Origin of the sequence: Endozoicomonas sp. ALC013 (assembly GCF_049310205.1) — a bacterium.
Taxonomy (GTDB): domain Bacteria; phylum Pseudomonadota; class Gammaproteobacteria; order Pseudomonadales; family Endozoicomonadaceae; genus Endozoicomonas.
The window spans coordinates 1-21,918 of sequence record NZ_JBLYNS010000021.1 but is presented as its reverse complement, the minus strand read 5'-3'; the positions used below and the strand labels follow the sequence as shown (position 1 = coordinate 21,918).

Annotated in this window: 17 protein-coding genes; 7 read left to right on the top strand and 10 right to left on the bottom strand. The window is 48.5% G+C overall.

Annotated elements, in window-relative coordinates; genetic code table 11:
- Window positions 1–3: 3 nt before the first annotated feature.
- The 4 genes from ACO6V1_RS06410 to ACO6V1_RS06395 all read right to left on the bottom strand — a co-directional run bounded on the left by ACO6V1_RS06410 (window position 4) and on the right by ACO6V1_RS06395 (window position 2,907).
- Window positions 4–753: a hypothetical protein gene (locus ACO6V1_RS06410; protein ID WP_422444357.1), complete on the bottom strand. Its 750-nt coding sequence runs from the start codon at window positions 751–753 to the stop codon at window positions 4–6.
- Window positions 754–855: 102 nt separating this feature from the next.
- Window positions 856–1,638: a zinc ABC transporter permease subunit ZnuB gene (znuB, locus tag ACO6V1_RS06405; RefSeq protein WP_422466250.1), complete on the bottom strand. Its 783-nt coding sequence runs from the start codon at window positions 1,636–1,638 to the stop codon at window positions 856–858.
- Window positions 1,638–2,411, bottom strand: coding sequence for a zinc ABC transporter ATP-binding protein ZnuC (znuC, locus tag ACO6V1_RS06400; protein WP_422444355.1), 774 nt, complete (start codon window positions 2,409–2,411; stop codon window positions 1,638–1,640). Before znuC ends, znuB begins: the two co-directional genes overlap by 1 nt.
- A gap of 13 nt (window positions 2,412–2,424) precedes the next feature.
- Window positions 2,425–2,907 carry a Fur family transcriptional regulator gene (locus ACO6V1_RS06395; protein WP_422444353.1) on the bottom strand — a complete coding sequence of 161 codons (483 nt, stop codon included), beginning with the start codon at window positions 2,905–2,907 and terminating at the stop codon, window positions 2,425–2,427.
- Between the two features lie 446 nt (window positions 2,908–3,353).
- Between ACO6V1_RS06395 and ACO6V1_RS06390 the strand changes: the two genes are divergently transcribed.
- The gene (locus ACO6V1_RS06390) at window positions 3,354–3,686 is read left to right on the top strand and encodes a type II toxin-antitoxin system HicB family antitoxin (RefSeq protein ID WP_422444349.1); all 333 of its coding nucleotides are present in this window, start codon (window positions 3,354–3,356) and stop codon (window positions 3,684–3,686) included.
- Window positions 3,687–3,839: 153 nt separating this feature from the next.
- Here ACO6V1_RS06390 and ACO6V1_RS06385 read toward each other — a convergent pair whose 3' ends face one another.
- Both ACO6V1_RS06385 and ACO6V1_RS06380 read right to left on the bottom strand, forming a co-directional pair.
- Complete coding sequence (locus ACO6V1_RS06385; protein WP_422466224.1) at window positions 3,840–4,838, bottom strand: homoserine kinase; 999 nt, start codon at window positions 4,836–4,838, stop codon at window positions 3,840–3,842.
- A gap of 45 nt (window positions 4,839–4,883) precedes the next feature.
- The gene (locus ACO6V1_RS06380; protein ID WP_422466222.1) at window positions 4,884–5,297 is read right to left on the bottom strand and encodes a DUF2782 domain-containing protein; all 414 of its coding nucleotides are present in this window, start codon (window positions 5,295–5,297) and stop codon (window positions 4,884–4,886) included.
- Window positions 5,298–5,390: 93 nt separating this feature from the next.
- Between ACO6V1_RS06380 and polA the strand changes: the two genes are divergently transcribed.
- Window positions 5,391–8,138: a DNA polymerase I gene (gene polA / locus ACO6V1_RS06375; RefSeq protein ID WP_422466220.1), complete on the top strand. Its 2,748-nt coding sequence runs from the start codon at window positions 5,391–5,393 to the stop codon at window positions 8,136–8,138.
- A gap of 1,009 nt (window positions 8,139–9,147) precedes the next feature.
- On the opposite strand, the gene ACO6V1_RS06370 is transcribed toward polA, so the two are convergent.
- The gene (locus ACO6V1_RS06370) at window positions 9,148–13,998 is read right to left on the bottom strand and encodes an NAD-glutamate dehydrogenase (protein ID WP_422466218.1); all 4,851 of its coding nucleotides are present in this window, start codon (window positions 13,996–13,998) and stop codon (window positions 9,148–9,150) included.
- Between the two features lie 734 nt (window positions 13,999–14,732).
- On the opposite strand from ACO6V1_RS06370, the gene rpmB reads away from it, so the two are divergent.
- From rpmB to ACO6V1_RS06350, 4 genes are all read left to right on the top strand, one after another.
- Window positions 14,733–14,969 carry a 50S ribosomal protein L28 gene (gene rpmB / locus ACO6V1_RS06365; protein WP_101745336.1) on the top strand — a complete coding sequence of 79 codons (237 nt, stop codon included), beginning with the start codon at window positions 14,733–14,735 and terminating at the stop codon, window positions 14,967–14,969.
- Between the two features lie 33 nt (window positions 14,970–15,002).
- Window positions 15,003–15,170 (top strand): 50S ribosomal protein L33, encoded by a 168-nt coding sequence (gene rpmG / locus ACO6V1_RS06360; RefSeq protein WP_034834535.1) that lies wholly within the window; start codon window positions 15,003–15,005, stop codon window positions 15,168–15,170.
- A gap of 211 nt (window positions 15,171–15,381) precedes the next feature.
- The gene (gene yegQ, locus ACO6V1_RS06355; RefSeq protein WP_422444337.1) at window positions 15,382–16,707 is read left to right on the top strand and encodes a tRNA 5-hydroxyuridine modification protein YegQ; all 1,326 of its coding nucleotides are present in this window, start codon (window positions 15,382–15,384) and stop codon (window positions 16,705–16,707) included.
- 31 nt (window positions 16,708–16,738) lie between these two features.
- Complete coding sequence (locus ACO6V1_RS06350; RefSeq protein ID WP_422466216.1) at window positions 16,739–17,404, top strand: hypothetical protein; 666 nt, start codon at window positions 16,739–16,741, stop codon at window positions 17,402–17,404.
- Between the two features lie 50 nt (window positions 17,405–17,454).
- On the opposite strand, the gene ACO6V1_RS06345 is transcribed toward ACO6V1_RS06350, so the two are convergent.
- On the bottom strand, window positions 17,455–17,877 hold the full coding sequence (locus ACO6V1_RS06345; RefSeq protein WP_101745333.1) for an H-NS family nucleoid-associated regulatory protein: 423 nt from the start codon (window positions 17,875–17,877) through the stop codon (window positions 17,455–17,457).
- A 593-nt stretch (window positions 17,878–18,470) separates the two neighbouring features.
- On the opposite strand from ACO6V1_RS06345, the gene ACO6V1_RS06340 reads away from it, so the two are divergent.
- The gene (locus ACO6V1_RS06340; RefSeq protein WP_422444332.1) at window positions 18,471–20,315 is read left to right on the top strand and encodes a Na/Pi cotransporter family protein; all 1,845 of its coding nucleotides are present in this window, start codon (window positions 18,471–18,473) and stop codon (window positions 20,313–20,315) included.
- 66 nt (window positions 20,316–20,381) lie between these two features.
- Here ACO6V1_RS06340 and ACO6V1_RS06335 read toward each other — a convergent pair whose 3' ends face one another.
- Both ACO6V1_RS06335 and ACO6V1_RS06330 read right to left on the bottom strand, forming a co-directional pair.
- The gene (locus tag ACO6V1_RS06335; RefSeq protein WP_422462047.1) at window positions 20,382–21,485 is read right to left on the bottom strand and encodes a hypothetical protein; all 1,104 of its coding nucleotides are present in this window, start codon (window positions 21,483–21,485) and stop codon (window positions 20,382–20,384) included.
- A 201-nt stretch (window positions 21,486–21,686) separates the two neighbouring features.
- Window positions 21,687–21,918: hypothetical protein (locus ACO6V1_RS06330; RefSeq protein ID WP_422466214.1), on the bottom strand; the 232-nt coding region annotated here is incomplete at its 5' end.

Here is a 21,918-nt window from a genome sequence, read left to right as displayed (position 1 = left end):
GCTTTAACTCAGTTTACCAGTGCGTAATGTAATTGGCCTGGGGCTTTCACGGTCTTTATTGCTCCAATACAACATAGAGTTTTCAACAGTCTGGATGGCAATGGAACCTGTGCCAAATTTACCAATGCAGAAACCGGAGCCTATGTAGGTCATGGAATGGATCCATTCTTGTGTGAATGTATCCGACAAATTCAGATAGCTAAATGGCTCAACTATTTTTATATCAGTGACTACTGTTGAGGGATAATAGTTCATAGGGATTTTGATATTGTATTTTTCTGATCCACAGTGTAAAAAACGTTCAAACTGATGGCATGTTGGAATCAAATACTCGCTATCTTCGGAAGTCGTACAGTAACGAGCCCCTTGTGAAATCCACTTTACAAATCTTTTTCCCCAGGTGACTGGAGGCTGATATTCACACTCTGTTTCATCCTGATCTTTGACAACAAAAGAAATCTTGTCGTCTTTGTCTTGAAAAAGTGACATTAAGTATTCATCAGCACCGTCACCACAAATTGAGACATCAGTTTTATCCCCAATTTGAAAGATTTGGAGTGTTATTTTGTTGGAAATAGCCGGATTTATTAATGACTGACGTGTCAGAGTAAACGGTTCCTTTATATAAAGCTTGATCGTCTTTGCATGATTTGTTTCCCTGCCTGCAAATGAGCCGCTGCTGTTTTTCTCCATACTGTTGTTCGCTGTTCGTGCAGGGAGAGACATAGTGTTAGCTGTAGAGGATATATTCATCAGGTTTGCCTGACTTTGCCGTGAATTTACACGAAAAGCCTTGAGCAGCAGGCTTTTCGAACAGATTTCTGTATTGTGAACTTGCGGACTCAGGTTTTATTATTACTTTCTTTTTATCAACCGGGTGATTAAAAAAAGTAAAAAGCTGGCCACAACCACTGAAGGGGCAGCAGGCGTGTCCAGAAACCATGAAGCCGCCAGGCCTCCGGACACACCAAGGATGCCAAGCAGCGCTGAAACAATCACCATCTGCTCTGGTGTGCGCGCCAGTCGCTGGGCGGTCGCTGCCGGAATAATCATCAGGGAGGTAATCAGCAGAACACCGACTATCTTCATGGCTACGGCGATCACCAGGGCCATTAGCAGGGTTAGTGTCATTCTGAGTTTCCTGACCGGAATGCCCTCCACCTGGGCCAGCTCGGCATGAACAGACATGGACAACAACGGTTTCCAGAGCCATGCCAGCGTCGCCAGAACCAGGGCACCTCCTCCGTAAATCCAGTAAAGGTCCGAGGGGCCGGTTGCCAGCAGGTCACCGAACAGATAGGACATCATATCTACCCGAACATTATCCGCAAAGCTGACGGTGACCAGACCAATGGATAGCGAACTGTGGGCAAGGATTCCCAGCAGGGTGTCGGAAGCCACTTGTTGTTTTTCCTGGAAGCTGACCAGGATAGCGGCGATCATCAGTGAACTGGCGATAACGGCCAGGTTGATATTGATATCCAGCATCAGCCCCAGTGAAACCCCCAGCAGAGCAGAGTGAGAGAGGGTATCGCCGAAATAGGCCATGCGCCGCCAGACCACAAAGCAGCCCAGTGGTGCTGCCAGCAGAGCCACGCCATAGCCTGCCAGTAAGGCAGATAAGAGAATATCCGGCATCATTGCTTTCCTTCAGATACAGGGCTTTGTGGCTCAAGAATATGCCCGTCAACGCCATGATGGTGGTCGTGATGGTGAGTATATACCGCCAGTTCGTCTGACGCTCCACCAAACAGGCGAAGGTACGCCGGGTGTTGCTTAACCTGGTGAGGATGGCCGGAGCAGCAGACGTGTTGATTGATGCAAATGACTTTATCGGTGGATGCCATAACCAGATGGAGGTCGTGGGACACCATCAGCACGGCACAGTGCTCCCGGTCTCTGGACGCGTTGCGAATCTCCGTGATCAGCTGGTAAAGCTCCTTTTGTCCGGTGACATCAACCCCCTGCACCGGTTCATCCAGCACCAGAAGATGTGGTTTATGCAGCAGTGCCCGGGCCAGCAGAACCCTTTGCAGCTCACCACCCGACAGGGATTGCAGGGGAGACTGGAGCACATGGCTGACGCCGGTTCGCCCAAGGGCGTCGTGAACGGCGGTTAAACGACAACCGGTCAGCCTAAGGAACCGGTTGACCGTCAGTGGCATGGAGTCATCAATATGAAGCTTTTGCGGCATGTAGCCAATGCGCAGCCCTTTTCTGACGGAGCGCTGGCCGGATGTGGGTTCCTGTAATCCAAGGGCTACCCGTACAAGGGTGGTTTTTCCTGCACCGTTCGGGCCTATCAGGGTAACGATTTCACCGGGATTCACCTGCAGGTTGATCCCGGTCAGTACCTCTCTGTTCTGGAACTTCATCCAGATATTGCTCAACTCTATTAATGGTTGATTCATAATATGTGATTATTCAATTCGTTTTGCAGTTGGTGCATAAACCAGCCAGCTCTATTGAGGCATCCGCAATGATAAAGCCGTGTTCACTGGCACAGTCTTCCAGGGAATGTTCAATGGTCGGGTGTTCAATTTCAATGGTGGTCCGGCATTGGGTACAGATCAGAAAGCAGCTGTTATGTGGCGTATTGGGTCGGCTGCAACCAAGGTAAGCATTAATGGATGTCAGGCGATGTACCAGTCCCTGTTCCTGAAGGAAGTCCAGGGCTCTGTATACGGTAGGGGGCTGAGCCGGTTTTGATTCCCCCTGAGTTAGCTCTGCCAGTATTTCATAGGCTCCGACCGGGCAATGGCTCTGCCAAACCAGTTCCAGCACCCTTTCTCTGAGGGGGGTCAGACGGACACCACGATTATGGCAAATGACACGAGCTTCCGTTAAAGCCTGCTGAATACAGGCTTTATGGTTGTGTTGAATATAAGGTGTATTCGTTTTGCGCATAACAGATGCCATTAATATTTGTTACAATATAACAGTTTTGCGTGAATATTGATATTTGGCTCGGACAGCCTCCTAGGGAGCTAATGATAGAGCATCGGGCCGTGGCAAGCTTCAAACATCATGTTATGCGCGTTATGTCTCAGAAAACTCAATGAATGGTATCATTTTATGATACCATACTTTTAGTGTCCTCTATGAATGCCAAACACCGAAAAACGCTTATTGCGATTTACCAGGAATCAAACCCCAGGCAGTTAGAGTGGAGAGCCATTGAATCTCTCTTCATAGCTGTTGGGGCTGAAGTTATTGAAGGTCGTGGTTCTCGCGTAAGATTTCATAAAGATGGGGAATATTGGAACCTTCCATAGGCCTCACCCTAAAAAAGAGGCAAAGCCTTATCAAGTGAAAGATGCACGGGACTTTCTAAGCAGAATTGGAGTTAAGCCATGAATACAATGACACACAAAGGATATTCAGCCATCCTGGAATATAGTGATGATGACGAATGTTTTGTTGGTCATATTGCGGGCATAAAAGACCGGGTTGGGTTTCATGGTGAGTCAGTAACAGAGCTTAAAAATGCTTTTCAGGAAGCGGTCGAAGATTATCTTGAAACTTGTAACGCTGTTGGCAAAGAACCTCAACAGCCATACTCTGGAAAATTAACGCTTCGTATTCCCCCGGAACTCCATGCCTCGATTGCCACAGCAGCCCAGGTGAGTGGTCAAAGCATTAATCAATGGATTTCAAGTGCACTCAGCCAAGCATCTCGCATGTAAATCTGCACGTTAGAGCATTCAATCACTCGTGCTTAGAAGATAAACCATATAAGACTCACTGGGTATATCTGTAGAAGTGATTTTGGCTAATAGCACCTACATTTTTTAATTAAAAACGGCACCACTCTGTTTTCAGGGTGGTGTTATTCTAATTCATCCAGGCAGATTTAACAGGTCATCTGCGTGTTTGATCCTTAATCGAAGCATTTCCTTAAATTCATTTGGATCAAGAAATTGTCGAATCAGGCTACCTTGGTGTTGTTGATCCATCGTTGTTTCCGGATAAATAAACGTAACCAGTCGGGATATCCAGAACCTGAAGGCTGCCAGTTGCAATATTAATGGCCAGGCTTTTTTCTCATCCTCAGTAAAAGGGCGAACCTGTGCATAGGCATCCATCAATACTTTAGTACGCTGATCATCCAGTTCAAGGCTATCGGTAATACACCAGTCGTTTATTGTGACGGCCAAATCATAGATCAGCCAGTCATTACAGGCCTGATAGAAGTCGATTACGGCTGAGATTATGCCCTGATCAAACAGTACATTATTATGAAACAGGTCGCCATGAATCAGCCCGGTTGGCAGATTGTCAAATGCTTGCAAAGCGTCAGAGATGTTTTGCCATTGCTCAGCCATAAAGTGGGCATCATCCTGGCCAAGTAATGGAATGAGTCTTTTCTGCTGGGCATCAAGCCAGGAAAGCCCCCGCTGGTTCTCCTGATAAAGGGAGGAACCTTGTCCTGCCTTATGGATTTTTGCCAGCATCGTACCAATCTGCTGGCATTGGTCCAGAGAGAGGTTTCCGGCGTCAGGGTGCTGCCCGGCAAAGCATTGCACGATCAGCGCCGGTTTGTCTTTTACCGACTGGAGAGCAACGCCACTCTTATCCCGAATCGGGTTGGGCACCGGCAGGCCGAAGGCTTTAAGCTCATCCGTATACTGGATAAAAAATGGCAGCGTGTCGGCGGGCAGATACTCAAAGAGGGTTAATACATAGCGCTGGTGATTGCCCTTGTCATCAATATCCAGAAAGTAGTTGGTATTCTCAACGCCACTTTCAATGCCCTGGAAGGACGTTAAGTTACCCAGGTCATAACGAGTTAGAAGTTGCTCGATATCCTGTTGTGTCAAATGGGTATAAACAGACATGAAGTCCCTGTTCCTGGATGGTTATATCTATGGTTCTGTCGGTACTCAGTGCCACTCAAAAATGGTCCATGAAGGCACTAACAGGATACGTTTTGTTGGATCAATGGGGTTGCCTTCATTATCTGAGGCAATCAGGTAGTAGGGCTTACCTGCCTTGGGAATTACCTGAATGGCATAAAGCTGGCCACCGACCCGGTACTCTTTATAAGTTCTGGAATCACCGGCACGAATCACTACCGATGTGTCATCCCTGTTCTCCAGCGCTTCAGGGCGCAGGTGTCTGGGAATCTTTTTAATGGCTTCATCAGCAAACACAACCGCTCTCTGGGCCCTGGATGAATCTGTATGGACTGTTGGCTGCTCCGGCTTTGAACCTTGCGGACTGTGAGCCGCACAGCCAAAAAGAAACAAAGGTAAGAAAACCAGACCCAACTGCGCTCTTTTTATCAAGGGTTTCATCAGGAGCCTCATGATAATTGCGGTGGAAACCATTAAACTGCTGGGGAGCATTCTATACCCAGTTACCCAGAATCGTAAGTGAGTCCGTAATCCATGTCAGAACAAGCCAGTACGCCGCCACTCATACTCGTCGACGGCTCATCTTACCTTTATCGTGCCTTTCATGCTTCTGAGCGGGCCAATCTGCGCACGGCTGATGGTCGACCAACGGGCGCTATCCGGGTCATGACAAACATGTTGCGCAGTCTGATGCGTCAGTATCAGGATAGCCATGTTGCAGTCATTTTTGACGCCAGGGGAAAAAACTTCCGCCATGACCTGTACAGCGAGTACAAAGCCACCCGGAAACCAATGCCGGACGACTTGCGCTCACAAATAGAACCCATACATCACATTGTTCGTGCGCTTGGCCTGCCTCTGTTAATGATTGAAGGTGTTGAGGCGGATGATGTGATTGGAACGCTGGCCAGACAGGCAACCGAGAAAAAGATCAACACCATCATTTCCACGGGCGATAAGGATATTGCCCAGCTGGTGACTGAGCATGTGTCGCTGATTGATACCATGAATGATGCGTATACCGATCAACGGGGGGTTGAGAGTAAGTTTGGTATTCCTGCCAGCCTGATTATTGACTATCTGGCATTGATGGGCGATAGCAGCGATAACATCCCGGGTATGCCGGGTGTTGGTCAGAAAACAGCATTGGCTCTGCTTAATGGCATCGGCAGTATCGATGAGATTGCCGGGCGGCTGGATGAAGTGGCTGCGCTTGGTTTTCGGGGGAGCAAAAACTTTGCTGAGAAGTTCACCGAGCACAAGGATATTGTGTTGTTATCCCGGCAGCTAGCCACCATCAAAACCGATGTAGAGCTGCCGGTTTCCATTGAAAGTCTGGAAATGCAGCCCCTTGATAAAGAGCAACTGTTAGCGCTGTTTAAAGAGTACGAATTCAGGACGTTGATTGCCGAGCTGGAGAAAGAAGGCTCTGTTTCCAATGGCAATGAATCTGACGAACAAACATCAGGTGCTACCGGTGAGTATTCAGTGGTGACTGAGGAGACCGAGTTTCTTAACTGGATAGCACAGCTGGAATCGGCAGAACTGTTTGCGTTTGATACCGAAACCACCAGCCTGGATTACATGGTGGCTGAACTGGTGGGTGTTTCATTTGCCATTGAACCCGGCAAGGCGGCTTATGTGCCGGTTGCCCATGATTATCTGGGAGCACCAGCCCAGCTGGAGAGAAACTGGGTACTGGAAAAACTCAAGCCTTTGCTGGAAGACCCGGCAAAACAGAAAGTAGGTCAGAACTTTAAGTACGACCAGAGCGTGCTGGCCCGATATGACATTCAAATCAAGGGGGCCGCTTTTGATACCATGCTTGAGTCCTACTGTTTGAACTCCATCGCCACCCGGCACAATATGGATGCCCTGGCTGAGCATTACCTGAATCATAAAACCATCAAATATGAGGATATTGCCGGCAAAGGTGCTAAACAACTGACGTTTAACCAGATTGAGCTTGAGAAAGCAGGCCCCTATGCGGCAGAAGATGCGGATATTACGTTACGTCTCCATCTTGCCATCTGGGAGCAGTTGCAGGCTGAGCCTTCGTTGACGGCGGTGTTCCGGGAAGTAGAAATGCCGCTGGTGGATATTCTTTCACGTATTGAGCGCCATGGTGCCCTGGTGGATGGTGTCCTGCTTAAACAACAGAGTCTGGAGATTGGCCAGCGTCTCAAGGAACTGGAGCAAGCAGCCCACGATGTGGCAGGACAGGCATTTAACTTATCATCACCCAAACAGTTGCAGGAGCTTCTGTTTGATAAGCTGCAACTGCCGGTTATCAAGAAAACGCCCAAGGGTCAGCCATCAACTGCTGAAGAGGTCTTGCAGGAGCTTGCCCTGGACTATGAATTACCCAAGCTGATTCTTGAGCATCGTAGCTTAAGCAAGCTCAAGTCCACCTATACCGAGAAACTTCCGCAGATGATTAATGGGGCGACGGGTCGTATCCATACCTCTTATCATCAGGCAGTCACCGCCACTGGACGACTATCCTCCTCGGATCCTAACCTGCAGAATATTCCCATTCGAACCCCGGAAGGTCGTCGGGTGCGACAGGCATTTATTGCACCGGAAGGTTACCAGCTGGTGGCGGCAGATTACTCCCAGATTGAGCTGCGAATCATGGCACATCTCTCTGGGGATAAAGGCCTGCTGGATGCTTTTGCCCATGGGCTGGATATCCATAAGGCGACGGCGGCTGAAGTCTTTGGCGTGGCGCTTGATGAGGTAACGGGTGATCAGCGACGAAGTGCCAAAGCCATTAACTTTGGTTTGATCTACGGCATGTCTTCCTTCGGACTCGCGAAACAGCTGGGGGTATCCAGGAAATCGGCACAGGAATATATCGACCTTTACTTTGCACGTTATCCGGGTGTTTTAAGGTACATGGAAACAACCAAAAACTTCGCACGGGAAAAGGGGTATGTGGAGACAATATTGGGTCGTCGTCTGTATCTGCCGGAAATCAATGCCAGAAACGGTATGCGCCGTCAGGGTGCTGAGCGAACAGCGATCAATGCACCTATGCAGGGCACTGCCGCAGATATTATCAAGAAGGCAATGATCAGGGTTGATGAGTGGCTGCAAGCGTCGGGGCTTGATGCCCGTGTCATTATGCAGGTCCACGACGAACTGGTGCTTGAAGTTGCCAATGAGAGTGTTGAGGCCGTTGTTGAAGGGATAAAAGTGCAGATGTCCAGTGCTGCCGAGCTCAGTGTTCCACTCTTGGTTGAAGCCGGTATTGGGGATAACTGGGATGAAGCCCATTAGTACACGGTTTCAATGTATTTGATGGGTTCCTTCTATTTGTAAGTTTTTTGTAAACGGTGGAACTTTATTACCATATTGCTTGTCTCATATAGTGAGTCTCAAATGAGTTGCTCCTTGTGTGTTAAGTGTTGTTGATGTTGAAGCGGTATATGTTTCCCCGCATCTATCGTGTAAAGCCAGTGTCCTTTTTCAGGATGCTGGTTTTTTTTAAATTTTTTTTATTTTTCAGGGAACTTTTTGGAATTTTGCTTGTCTGAGTATATGAGGATGAGAAAAAGGCAGTAGTTCGATTCTGATTTCTCGTTGCTCACTGTGTGTTTTGTGTTGACATTAACTTGAGTGGTAGGCTGCTCCCCTGTAGCCGAAGCTATATAGCCAGTATCCTTCCCCCGGATGCTGGCTTTTTTTCTGCCAAATTTTTTATCCAACCGAGTCTAAAGAATGGCCTTTGTTGACCGTTAAATAACCTGTGAGGTGGGCTTGGTTGATTACTTCCATGGGATGCTGAGTCACCCGGATCGCGATAAACCCTTAGCTGTGTACTTTGTCGATGTTGCTGTAACAATAGAGACGTCATGAAACGGTCATCTTCCCCTGATGACCGTTTTTTTTTGCGCCTGTATTTTTCATTTCTTTATCTCTGTCTCAGGTGTCTGCCCCGCTGTTTGGACGCTTAAACCACAACCTGATTTTGCCGGTGTTTCAGGCAGCAATTTATACTCTGTAAGACACTTGATAACACTTTCCCGATAACGAGGGGCCCTTCCCCCACAACAAACACTTGATTTTTTTATCCAGTGGGCAGCGGCGCTCAACTTTCCATACACCATAATTTTGTGGTCCGGGAAGGGGTGATTTTTGTCCGTTACTGTCACTTTGGGTTGTATTGGAGGAACTGACTGTCACCTGGCTTGCGCAACCACCGTCCAGCACCTTTGTTGTTGCTTGCATGATAATCTCTCTATTGACCAGTTACTCCACGAGGCATTCAGCAAATTGGACAAGCCCCTTAGCTTGAAGCAATAAGCGACAGTTCCTGTACCGCTACTGACAGCATGGCAAGGTTTTGCTCTCTGGCGGATTGTATTTCCCGGATTGTCGCTTTCCAGCGATCAATCAGCTCAGCATTTTTTTCCAGCCACCGCTTAAGGCGCTCTTCCGGCTTTCCCTGTGAATGGGTCAGAACATGAATACAATTATCATTGAGGGTTTGATCCAGCTGATCTTTCAGGGAAGATTGTGCCTTGCGTTGCCAGAGGTCGTTAACCGGCAGTTGACGAATACGTTCTCTTAACCAGGGCAGGCACAGATAATCTTCAAGGGCAAAAAAGACAGAGGCCACATCAATAACGGTAAATTGATATTCATTCGCCACACTGACCATAAACAGTACGTAATAAAGATATCGAAGGCTCGCACAGGTTTCCGCCAGCGTTTGCGGCAGCTGTGCTTCCTGAAGCCGGGTAACCCTGCCACCCAGCCAGGCACAATCTTCCTCTCCCAGCAGCTCCGCCAGTTGTCCGCTGACGGCACAGACGCCCGGTTTATAGTTACTGATGAGCGACTCTATATCCATAGGGCAGCCATGATTCTTCAGCAACCAGATGCAGGCTTTTTCGATATGCTGCTGTATTCGAAACAGTTCAACTCTCTGGATATCATCTTTGACATCAAAACCCAGGCTTTCAAATTGATCCCAGATGGATGGAATGGAAAAGATCTCTTTTATCGCCATAAATGCCCGGACACAATTAAGCTCCGACTGTCGGGTTTCCTGATGGATATACTCAATAAACGTTGCTCCCATCCGGTTGCCAACCTCGTTGCTGAGATGGGTCGCCAGTATTTCAGTTTTTAATGGATGATGTTTGATCTGATCAGGGAACTGGTTGCGCAGCTGTGATGGAAAATAGTCCAGCAGTTTTGCCGCCAGTATCGGGTCATCAGCCACATTGGCCGAGACCAGGGATTCAAACAGCTCCAGCTTGGTATGGGACAAAAGAATGGCTATTTCTGGCCGGGTAAGGCCTTCACCGGCTTTCACCCTGGCTTTAATTTCTGTATCCGATGGCAGGCCATCCTGAGCCCGGTTAAGACGCCCTTTTTGTTCGAGATTTCTGATCAGAAAGCGATGGTCATTAAACAGCAGAACATTCTGTTGCAGGCTCAGGCTTAGCCTCTGGCTCTGTAAAAAATTATGCCTGAGAACCAGCCTGGCGATCTCATCGGTCATACTGGCCAGCAGACTATTACGCTGCTTTATGGTTATGTCACCATCATCCACCATCTGATTGAGCAGAATCTTGATGTTGACTTCATGGTCTGAGCTGTTGACCCCCCCTGAGTTGTCTATGGCGTCGGTGTTGATCAGGCCGCCCCTGCTGGAGAATTCAATTCTTGCCAACTGAGTCAGGCCCAGGTTTCCGCCCTCCCCTACCGCACTGGTATTCAGTTCACTGGCACTGATCCTGACATTATCATTGGACCGGTCCCCGACATCGGCATTGCTTTCACTGCAGGCTCTTATGTAAGTGCCAATCCCGCCATTCCACAACAGATCCGCTGGTGCTTTCAGAATTGTCTGGATAAGTTCCGCAGGCGACAGAATGGTTTTATCCGTTGCCAGTGCGGTTCTGGCCTGCTTGCTCAAAAGAATGCTTTTCAGCTGGCGACTGAATACGCCACCACCTTCTGATAGTTTGCTGCGGTCGTAATCGTCCCAGGAGGACCGGGGTAAATTAAACAGGCGCTGACGCTCATTGAAACTGACTGAAATATCCGGATCAGGATCAATAAAGATATGCTGGTGGTTAAAGGCGGCGATCAGACGAATATGGTTGGAAAGTAGCATGCCATTGCCAAATACATCACCGGACATATCACCAATACCGATGACCGTAAAATCCCGGGTCTGAGTATCGATTTCACGCTCTTTGAAGATCCTTTTTACCGACTCCCAGGCACCCCGGGCAGTGATCCCCATTTTTTTATGGTCATAGCCCTGGCTGCCACCAGAGGCAAACGCATCCCGCAGCCAGAACCCATAGGATTGGGATACATCGTTGGCGATATCGGAAAAGCTGGCGGTGCCTTTGTCCGCTGCCACCACAAGGTAAGGGTCGTCATCATCGTAGCGTATAACCTTTTCAGGAGGGATGATGTTTCCGCCCTGCAGGTTATCGGTCAGATCCAGAAGTCCGGAGATAAATGCTCGATAACATGCAATCCCTTCCGCCTGTATTTCCTCCCTGGAGCCATTGGCCGGGAGATTTTTGGTGACAAAGCCCCCTTTGGCCCCGTGGGGAACAATAATGGCATTTTTGATCATCTGGGCTTTGACCAGCCCCAGAATCTCGGTGCGGAAATCCTCCATCCGGTCTGACCATCGTAATCCTCCCCTGGCAATCTTCCCACAGCGCATATGGATGCCTTCAAAGCGAGGCGAGTAGACAAATATTTCAAACATGGGCCTTGGCTGAGGTGAGGTTGGAATCTTTTCCGGTTGCAGTTTGAACGACAGATAACCTTTTGGCTCCCCCTGTTTCTGATAGGCGCTGGTTCTCAACATGGCCTCGATAACACTGAGAAAGTGACGCAGGATCCGGTCTTCATCAAGGTTGGCGACACTGTCCAGCAATTGGTAAATCCTGTTAGAGCAGGCATTGGCCATGTTAAGGCGATCACCACGGAAATCCGGATAAAAACGGATGCTGAACAGGTCTACGATTTCACGCACCACCGATGGGTTACTGTTCAGCACTTTCTGCATATAGCTCTGGCTGAAGGGCACTGGCAGTTGCATCAGGTATTTGGACAGAGCCCTGATGAGCACAACCTGCTCACAGTTCAAACCGGCTGAAACCACCAGGCCGTTGAAACCGTCATTCTCCATATCCCCCTTCCAGGTGCGATTAAACACCTCCCGGAACTGCTCCCGCAGATGGGTATCTTCAAGGTTGGTCTGGTTTGAGTTGTCAACGTCCGGCGGGTTTATTTTGGCTGTCAGAGCGTTATCATGGCCATCAGGCTCGATACTGAAATCAAGCACCCAGGCATTTTCCTGACGGTAGGGGCTGATGGCGTAAGGCCTTGCGCTGCGAACCCGGACGCCCATTTGCTCAAGAATGGGAAGTACATCTGAGAGTGCCAGGAGAGGCCCTTTACCCAGCACCCGGAAGTGCCACCGATAATGGTCGGTAACCGGACGGTAGAGACTGGTTTTTATCTGATGACTGTCTTTTATCGATTCCAGACGTTGAATGTCTGCTACTGCCTGTCGGGGGGTAACATCCTCCCGGTACGCGGCGGGAAATGCCTGCAGATAACATTGTGCCAGCCGGTTACCCGAAGCCTCGCCAAATGCCTCTTTTAACGCCTGTTGCAGGTAATCTGTCCAGTTCAGCATCGCTTCGTGAATCATGGCTTCCAGCCGTTCAACATCGATATCCTGCTGGCTGGCATGACGACAATGCACGGTAAATTGCAATTGCGCCATTGGGTTTTCCGATAGCTGAACATTGAAATCAATACTGTTGCCACTCAACTCACTGAGCAGGATCTGTTGCATCTGTAAGCGAAGTTCTGTGTTGAAATTATCTCTGGATACGTAAATAAGCACCGTAATAAAGCGGTCATAGGGGTCGGGACGAAGGAATACTTTCAACTGCCGCAATTCATGGCAGTCAAGAATCCCGTTAATGACGGTCTTAAGTTGTTTAAAACTTGCCTGCAGGAGCTCGTCCCTTGGATAGTTATGAATAATGTGGCGAAGGGCATTACCCCGATGGCTGTTTATCGGGCAACTGTTGCTTTTTAAAAGCCTGGCCACTTTCTTTCGTATCAGCGGGATGTCATCCAGCGGGACGTTGTAGGCGGTTGACGAAAACAGTCCGAAAAAACGCCATTCCCCGGTGACTACACCGGCATCGTTAAATTGTTTTATCCCGATATAGTCCAGGTGTGCGGGTCGATGAACCGTTGAGCGGCTGATGGATTTGGTGATAACCAGTAACTCAGGTGCCTGAATTTGTGAGGCAATATAGGGGGACAGCTCTTGCTCTACCGGATGCTGATGGGGGCCCTCCCGAAATGTCCCCAGACCGGTTTTGCTGTTGGCGCGTAGTCTTAGTGTGTTTGACCCATGGATGATCTCGTAATAGCGAAAGCCGATGAACAGAAAATTGTCTTTTTTCAGCCACTTCATAAAAGCAAGCGCTTCTTTCTGTTCAACATCCGGTAATGGAACAGGGTGGCTTTGACACCATTGAATGGCGTCATCCAGCCTGGTTTGCATTGCCTCCCAGTCAGAAACCACTTTATGAACATCCGCAACGATATCCCGGATACCGGCAGCGACTTTTTCTAAATCCAGTTGTTCCGGTTGGCGGTCTATTTCAACCCGAATAACGGCCTCGGTTATTTCTGCCTGTAGCGTGCTGATGCCTTGCAGCTGACCTGTGCTGTCTCTTTCTAATCGAAGGGTGGGGTGATTCAGGCTGTAAACTTTTATTTTCTGACGATCAAGCTCCATCAACACAGAAGACACCAGAAAGGGCATATCATCCGTGATAATTTCAACAATGCTGTGTGTGGAGTGCCAGTGGTGGGTTTCCGGTTCCGGGTTGTAGACGCGGATCTTGATTTGTTCCGGCTGCCGGGCCTGTAGAAACTGCCACAGGCAGAGGAGTGCGCCATAGCAGTCATCGGTATTGATCCGGGTCAGGTCTTTGCTGGCAACTCCCCGGTAATAGGCATCAGCAAGCGCCTGTATTTGCTCATATTCTTTGGTTGACATGCGCTTTGCCAGAAGCGATTGAACCTGATTAACGATGATGGCTCGAAAATCGGTAAAGCGGTCCATGATATTCCTCTGTCACTGGAATTGAGTACGGCAAACTGTCCCACCTGATTTGCCGGGTTATAAGTAGTTAACCAAATGAAATCATATATTTCTGACTAAGTTGTCAGTCACTCTGCGCCGTTGCAACTCCGGTCACATAGCTACGGCTATGCTCCCTACGTTGCGCCTTGCATAGCAACTGCCCACTTAGCCAGAAATATACGATTCAATTTGGCCAACTACTTACCATAACTGTCAATGCTTATGGGCCAGAATAAATTGATCACCACGACCTACTATCATTGGTTTTCCGCAGTGACAACTTTTGGGTGACATCGATCAATACCGCTGTATAAAGTTGCGTTTGCTCTATTGGCAATGAGCCGATTAAACAGTGTCTGGTTGCGTTAACAATGTCAGCCTGGCTTTGCTGACAGCCTTCTTGTTGAGCTTTTCTGTCAAGCTGCTCGTCAAGCCTCTCGTCAAGATAGTCGAGAAATAGCTAAAATGCCTTGGGATTGCTGATTTTGCGGGGGCTAAGCATAATCCGTAGTCCTGATGGAATTTGCAAGCGGCGTCCAATTCTGGTATAAAGCCCGATCTTTGTATGAGGGTAGCTGCTGATGAGTCTTGAAGGTCTCTTGACTCTGTAACCATGGGCAGATCTGCCCGAAGCAGACACTGGAATTCAGTTAAGTTTTCCGGCCTCATGGCTGGTGATTTTGGTTTAAGAGACGGTTTGAGAGGCCATCCACATGTCCAAGGTTTGTCAGGTTACCGGCAAGCGCCCGGTTACCGGGAACAATGTTTCCCACGCTCAGAATAAAACCCGTCGTCGCTTCGTGCCTAACCTGCACCACAAGCGCTTCTGGGTTGAAAGTGAAAAGCGCTTTGTGCGCCTGCGTGTTTCTGCAAAAGGCATGCGTATTATCGACAAGAAAGGCATTGATGCCGTTCTGGCTGATCTGCGCGCCAGCGGTCAATCTTTTTAAGTCGAGATAGCTAACTTAGCAGGAGCATAAATCATGGCTAAAGGTATTCGTGAGAAAATCAAGCTGGTTTCCAGCGCAGGCACTGGTCATTACTACACCACCACCAAGAACAAGCGTAATACGCCTGACAAGCTGGTGTTCAAGAAGTATGACCCGGTTGTTCGCAAGCACGTTGAGTACAAGGAATACAAGATCAAGTAAATCTTGTTTGCTTTGCTCTGGTCCGTATCAGGCAAACTGATACGGACCGCCACTCACTTCTGTTGCGCTTTCCCCCCTCTGTTAATATTCCTGCTCAGGATCAAAACCTGCCATCCCCTGCTTTGCACTTAGTAACTGTGTGCTCTCACTACTGTTGCATTGTGGTTGCACTGTTATAATGCGCGCCATTCAAGAACATCAGCTGTAGGTCATGATGAAACCGGAACTCCTTTCGCCAGCCGGAACACTGAAGAATATGCACTTTGCTTTTGCTTATGGTGCAGATGCTGTTTATGCTGGCCAGCCCCGCTATAGTCTGAGAGTCCGCAATAACGACTTTAAACTGGATAATCTGAAAAAAGGCATCGATGAGGCTCACGCCCTGGGCAAAAAACTGTATCTGGCCAGTAATATTGCGGCCCATAACAGTAAGGTGAAAACCTATCTCCGGGATATGGAGCCGGTTATTGCCATGGGGCCTGATGCACTGATCATGTCCGATCCGGGTTTGATTATGATGGTGCGTGAAACCTGGCCGGATATGCCAGTCCACCTCTCGGTTCAGGCGAACGCAGTGAACTTTGCCACGGTAAAATTCTGGGCCAGGCAGGGGGTTGAGCGGATTATTCTGTCCCGTGAGTTATCCCTGGAGGAGATTCAGGAGATCCGGGAAGAGTGCCCTGATACCGAGATTGAGGTCTTTGTTCATGGTTCGCTCTGTATCGCTTACTCGGGCCGCTGTCTGCTCTCCGGTTATATCAACAAAAGAGACCCAAACCAGGGAACCTGCACCAATGCCTGTCGCTGGCAGTATCAGGCCCATGAGGCGAAAGAGACTGAGAGCGGTGATGTGATTCCGGTCAGTAGCAGCCCGGAAATGGTTACTCCAACCCTGGGGACTGGCGAAACATCTGACTCTATTTTCCTGTTGCAGGAAAGGGGGCGTCCGGACCAGTATATGCCTGCTTTTGAAGATGAGCATGGCACTTATATTATGAACTCCCGGGATCTCAGGGCTGTCCAGCATGTTCGTCGCTTGACGGAGATGGGCATTCACTCCCTCAAGATCGAAGGGCGCACCAAGTCTTTTTATTATGTTGCCAGAACCGCCCAGGTATACCGTCAAGCCATTGATGATGCCGTAGCGGGGAATCCATTTGATATGGGCATGATGGACACTCTGGAAAATCTGGCCAACAGAGGTTATACCGAAGGCTTTTATCGTCGCCATGTGCACGATGAGTATCAGAATTATGAAACCGGTAACTCACGGGAAAGCAAGCAGCAGTTTGTCGGTGAAATTGTTGAGTTTGACGATCAGCAGCTGACGGTGGATGTGAAAAACCGCTTTGAGTTGGGGGATACCCTGGAGCTGATGACCCCCAAAGGCAACTATGTGTTTAATCTGGAGCATTTGGAAAATCGCCGTGGTGAACGTATTGATGTAGCTCCCGGATCGGGCCACCTGGTAAAAATACCAAAGCCTGACGGTGTGTTGCCAAATGCCCACTCACTGCTGGTGCGTAATCTGCCCTAATCCGGTGATACTCTGAGTCGATAAGATCGTTATGGATCTTACGACCTTTACCAGTATTTTTTCCAGCTCTGCCTATAAGCCGTTAAGCCAGCATCGACAGGTGATCCTGGATGCCCTGGTGCTATTGAACAGGCAGTTGCAGAGCCGGTTAACTGCCGATGACCAGTGGCATGAACGGGCGAAATGGCTTGTTGATTTTCTGCCCGCCGTGGAAAAACTGGAGCAGGAAATTCTGGCCAGGCTCAACCAGCCAACATTGACCGCGCAGCCCAAGGGGCTGGTGCTCTCCCTCTTACAGACTCAGAATAACCTGGCACACCTGATCTGCCGACTGGCTGAGCGATTAACGTACCGACCTCCCAGGCTTACCGAAGACTTGCAGCGTTCTGTTGAACAGTTGAATCAACACTTTGCCAGCGTTGTTTATAGCTTGAAGTCGGACGTTGCAAAACAGGACCGCCTGGGCATCGCAGGATTTAGAAAACAACAATCCCGGGCTTTGCTGGAGGTTAATCAGGAAGTAAAGATGGCTGTGGATGAACTGCGGAATATGATTTCAGCCTGCAAAGGTGAAGTCTTCCAACATGAAGGCGAGTTGGACCCACTTGATATGGCCCTTTTACTACTGTCCCTTGAAGATATGGATGACCTGACGCTCTGGATTCGCTCAATGGTCATCCACATGCAACAGCTGTAACTGATCAATGTCGGTGAGATGAGAAGCGGGATTTTTACAGAATCCTGACTTTACTTGATAATGCACTCTGCCCGCTTTTTCTGAGTTTTTTCCAGGTACTCCTGAAAGTCTTTTGGTAGTCTTCCAGTGGTTGAGCCTTCCCAGTACACAGTTTGTCCGGCTGGATTTTCATATTGAAAGGTATGCTTTGCGACAGTTCGTCGGCGTTTGCCCGTTTTGCCCGGGTCGTTAATGTTGTCCAGATCTGAGAGCGTAATACCAAGTTCCGCCATTTCTTTGTGTATAGCGACAATGTCTTTCATCTTTTTCTGTCGTTTTGCATCCTCTTTAACCCTGGATTGCAATTTTTCCTTATGTACCCCTTTCAGGCGGTCCAGAATTTTTTCCAGCTCCTGAACACTGACATCTTTGAATAGCGAGCGAATCCGGGATTTACTACCTAGCCGATGATGTAACTCATCCAGTAATTTCATTGTATACCCTCAATCTACTGGAGCCTTTGACCGTATGAGGCAATAAATAATGCATCAACACGGACATTAAGAAAGTCGACAAATATCTGTAACGCAAGACTGGAACGGTTACCTGTCAGTTACGCAGGTATGGGGTAATTCACAGAATGGTTCTGCTTATTACTCGTTCGATATGAATAAAAGTAATGTATTTTGTTTGATTGGCAAGAAAATGGTGAGTTTGACCCTTATAAAATGCTGCTCTTCATTTTACTGGTTACCCCTGTTAACAGTCGGTTACTGCCCTCTATTTATCAAGTTATAAGGCACATGTTTTATTCAGATACTTTGCTGGATTGTATTGCGTAAGTCAGGGCCGTAGCCCTTGCTCAATGCGGCTTTTTGTTGTCATCCATGTTGCAATATTTGACCAGACCCTTGCTTGCGCCCCGTCGTTTTTCAGCCAGGGCTGAACCGTCTTCCCGATGGTGATTAATTGAAGAACAGATACATTGGAGGGATCCTGTTTACCCGTCGATAACAGACGCTATAGCCCCGTATTTTCTGCTCATGGCGATTGGGGGTTACCGGTTGGCCTGGATAAGTGACTAAATATGCTCGGACGCGTAGTTCTTCCAACAGCACTGCTGCTATTGACTTACGGCTTTTGGGTTAGCTCAGAGCTTCAGGTGATCACGGCAGGTGTGGTTATTTTTCTGCTGGGCATGGTTTATCTGGAAAAAGGGTTTAAGGTCTTTACGGGGGGGCTGCTTGAGGCGTTCCTGCAGAAAACCACTGACAGTCTCTGGAAAAGTCTGGCCTTTGGTATCACCACGACCGCAGTCCTGCAGTCCAGTTCGCTGGTTTCCGTCATTGTTATTTCATTTCTCAGTGCCGGCCTGATTGGCCTGGCTGCCGGCGTTGGCATCATTTTTGGGGCAAATTTGGGCAGTACTGTCGGTGCATGGTTAGTTGCCTTGTATGGTATGAAGTTAAAGCTGATTTCCTATGCCATGCCATTACTCGTTTTCGGTTTGATTTTGAGGAGCCAGCGGGAGAAAACATTCAGCGGCTTCGGCTGTATTTTGCTGGGTATAGGCTTTCTCTTTCTTGGTATTCATTACATGAAAGAGGGTTTTGAAGCATTCCAGACTGTGATTGATTTCAGCAGCTTCTCAATGGAAGGAATGCAGGGCATTCTGGTCTTCACACTCTTTGGTGTTCTGGCCACCATCATCATGCAGTCCACCAATGCGGTATTGGTGCTCACCTTTTCAGCCCTGGCAGCGGGGCAGTTGACTTACGATAATGCGTTAGCACTGGCTATCGGTTCAAATATCGGTACAACCATAACGGCAGTGCTGGGAGCGATGGGGGCAAATGCAGCAGGGAAGCGATTGGCTGTGGCACATATTACGTTTAATGTGGCCACCGCTGCTCTGGCTATCCTTTTGTTGCCCCAGTTAAAAGTGCTTGTGGATTTTACTGCCGGACTCTTTCCAATCGGGGCAGACGACTACACTCTGAAGCTTGCGCTGTTCCACAGTCTCTTTAATGTCATGGGAATAGTGGTTCAACTTCCTTTTTTCCAGCTGCTTATCCGTTGGCTGGAGACGCTCTTTGTCGATCCTGACAGGCAGTCTCATCTGAATCTTGCCACTGAGGATAATCCTGCCATTCACCGGGCGCGCTACTTAACCCCGGCAACACTGAATTATCCGGATACGGCGCTAAGAGCCCTGACCCGGGAGTGCGACCATTTATACAGAAATACACTCGAACTGATCTGTTATGGAATATATCTTACCGGCGACAAGCTGAGGGAGTCGGACAGTCTGACGGATCTGGTGAACAGCTGGATGCGCGATGATCAGCCATGGACCATAAAAGAGCTGTATATCCGACATATCAAAGGTATCTATGCGGACATTATTCACTATTCAGGAGCCATAGAAGGGAATCTTCCCAGAGCGCAGGTGCAGGAGTTATTTGCACTTAAAGTTGCCTGTCGTGATTTTGTCCAGGCCATCAAACATGTCAAGCATATCTATAAAAATATGGGGCATTACCTGCATTCGGATAATGAGCAGATACGCCACCAATACAACCAGCTCAGACTGTGCCTTGCCTCTGTCCTGAAGCTTATTGATGTATTGGGAGTCCGACGCAATTATGATCATATTCGTCAGCATGCGGAACAGTTAAAGCAGGAGCTGAGCGAGCAGGATGAGCAGATGCACAGAAAACTGAATGAACTCATTCGCTCCAATCAGGTTGACTCATTTATGGCCAGTTCTTTGATGAATGACAGTGCTCATGTACATGATGCCTGCACCAGTCTTATTGATGGAGCCGTGATTATGTTGACCAGGGATCGCGAAGAATATCGAGAGATCGATCTTAATTTTGAGGCTCGTTCTACTCCCCCAAAAAACGTTGCTGGTTCTTTTGAAAAATGAGTGGGCTATGAATTACTCACTGACCGACCTCGTTCAGGTTTCCAGACTCGGGAGAAGTGGCAACTATTATGTATGCAGTGACTCCAAGGGAATTTTCACACCCAGAAGTTCATAAGCGAAGCGGATAACTGCTACCTCTGCTGCCCTGATGTCGTCATTAGCAAGTTGGGTTTTGCTGGCAGCCCCGGCGAAATTCAACACGAGATTTGCGTCGGCAAAACGGCCCAGATCTATTGAAAAAATACCAATTTCTTCCGTCAATCTCTCAATTTCTCCTTCTTCTGCCAATCTCTCAGCATCCGAATGATTCTCACTGACTGCCAGTGATAACATCAAGGCTGCTTCATTGCTCAGGGTGGCCGGATTGTCGCTTTCCTTCGCCAGCAGTGTTACCAGTTCCCCCTTCTGGTTGTCCTTCAGCAGCTGGATCAAATCTGACTCCGGATTGAACAACGCCTCCTGAAGTCCCATGTATATCTGAGCCAGCTTTTCGGCACATTCAGGCTGCCTGGGGTAGCTCAGACAGGCAGAGAGGCGGGCGACGGTTTCCCGGTTAAAGTTGCCATAGGGTACTGGCTCATCCAGACATCCGAAGCCCCAATTGCCGGTAATCTGCCTGCCTGCCAGGGTTAATGCATCTTTCAGCTGCGTCTGCTGTTGCAAAGTAAATTCTGGCTCCGGGAATGCGCAGACAATAAAGTGCTCCAATAATGGTTGTCGATAGTTGAATGTCGTTGGTTGACCCTGATGTACCTCGGGCTGGGTAATTACCAGCTGATTGTCTTCCGCCGCTTTGTTTCTTAAAGTCGCGCTGGGATCGGAGTCTGGAATGTCATGGAATTTCTTGGCAAATAACTCAATTGATTCCTGATCCATGCAGTTGTTAGCGGCCAGCAGGATTTTTATGGCGTTCAACTGGCTGGATTCTGCAATCAGGATTGAATGCAGATTAAAGGCAGTGGTGAAGTTATGGCAGATGTGCGCGAGTACATGTGCAGGAACCTGTTTCAGGTTTTCACCCAATTGATTAAGCCGGTTGGCCAGGACCTCCGCCCCCGGCTGATTACCAAAACTTTCAGTCGTGTACTGGTTTGTTGACTGCGTTGTCAGAAGCTGATGGACAGGATGAGCCAAAATGGCCCGGGTTGTGTGGGTAGCTGGAAGAATCATAGAAACACCTGTTAGTTAATAGGGACAACCAGTTTCCATAAGCTACACGCAAGCTAGAAAAGCCAGTGATATCCTGAATTTATATCAAGCAGGCTGAGTGAACAGCACTGATCGTATGTAGACCTGTCAGGTCAAAGACCCGAACAGTTCGTCCGTACTGTTTTTGACACTGTGCGGTCAGATTAGTTCCTCACCACGTTGTTATGTACGTTGTTGAACCAAGCCGCTAACGCGGCAAAAAATACCGTTCATTCCAACCTGTGAGAAATATTCCGGCCCTGCTTCTTGACCAGAAACTGCATGCCGAGACCAGATACAACCCGAATCAACATGCCGTTCTTTCAACCAATTTTCGTCCTGCCAAAGACCTGAAGCTGTTTGGCTGGTAGCTGTGCTCTTGCCAGAAGACGACAACAGATAGTCTGAGTAAAGT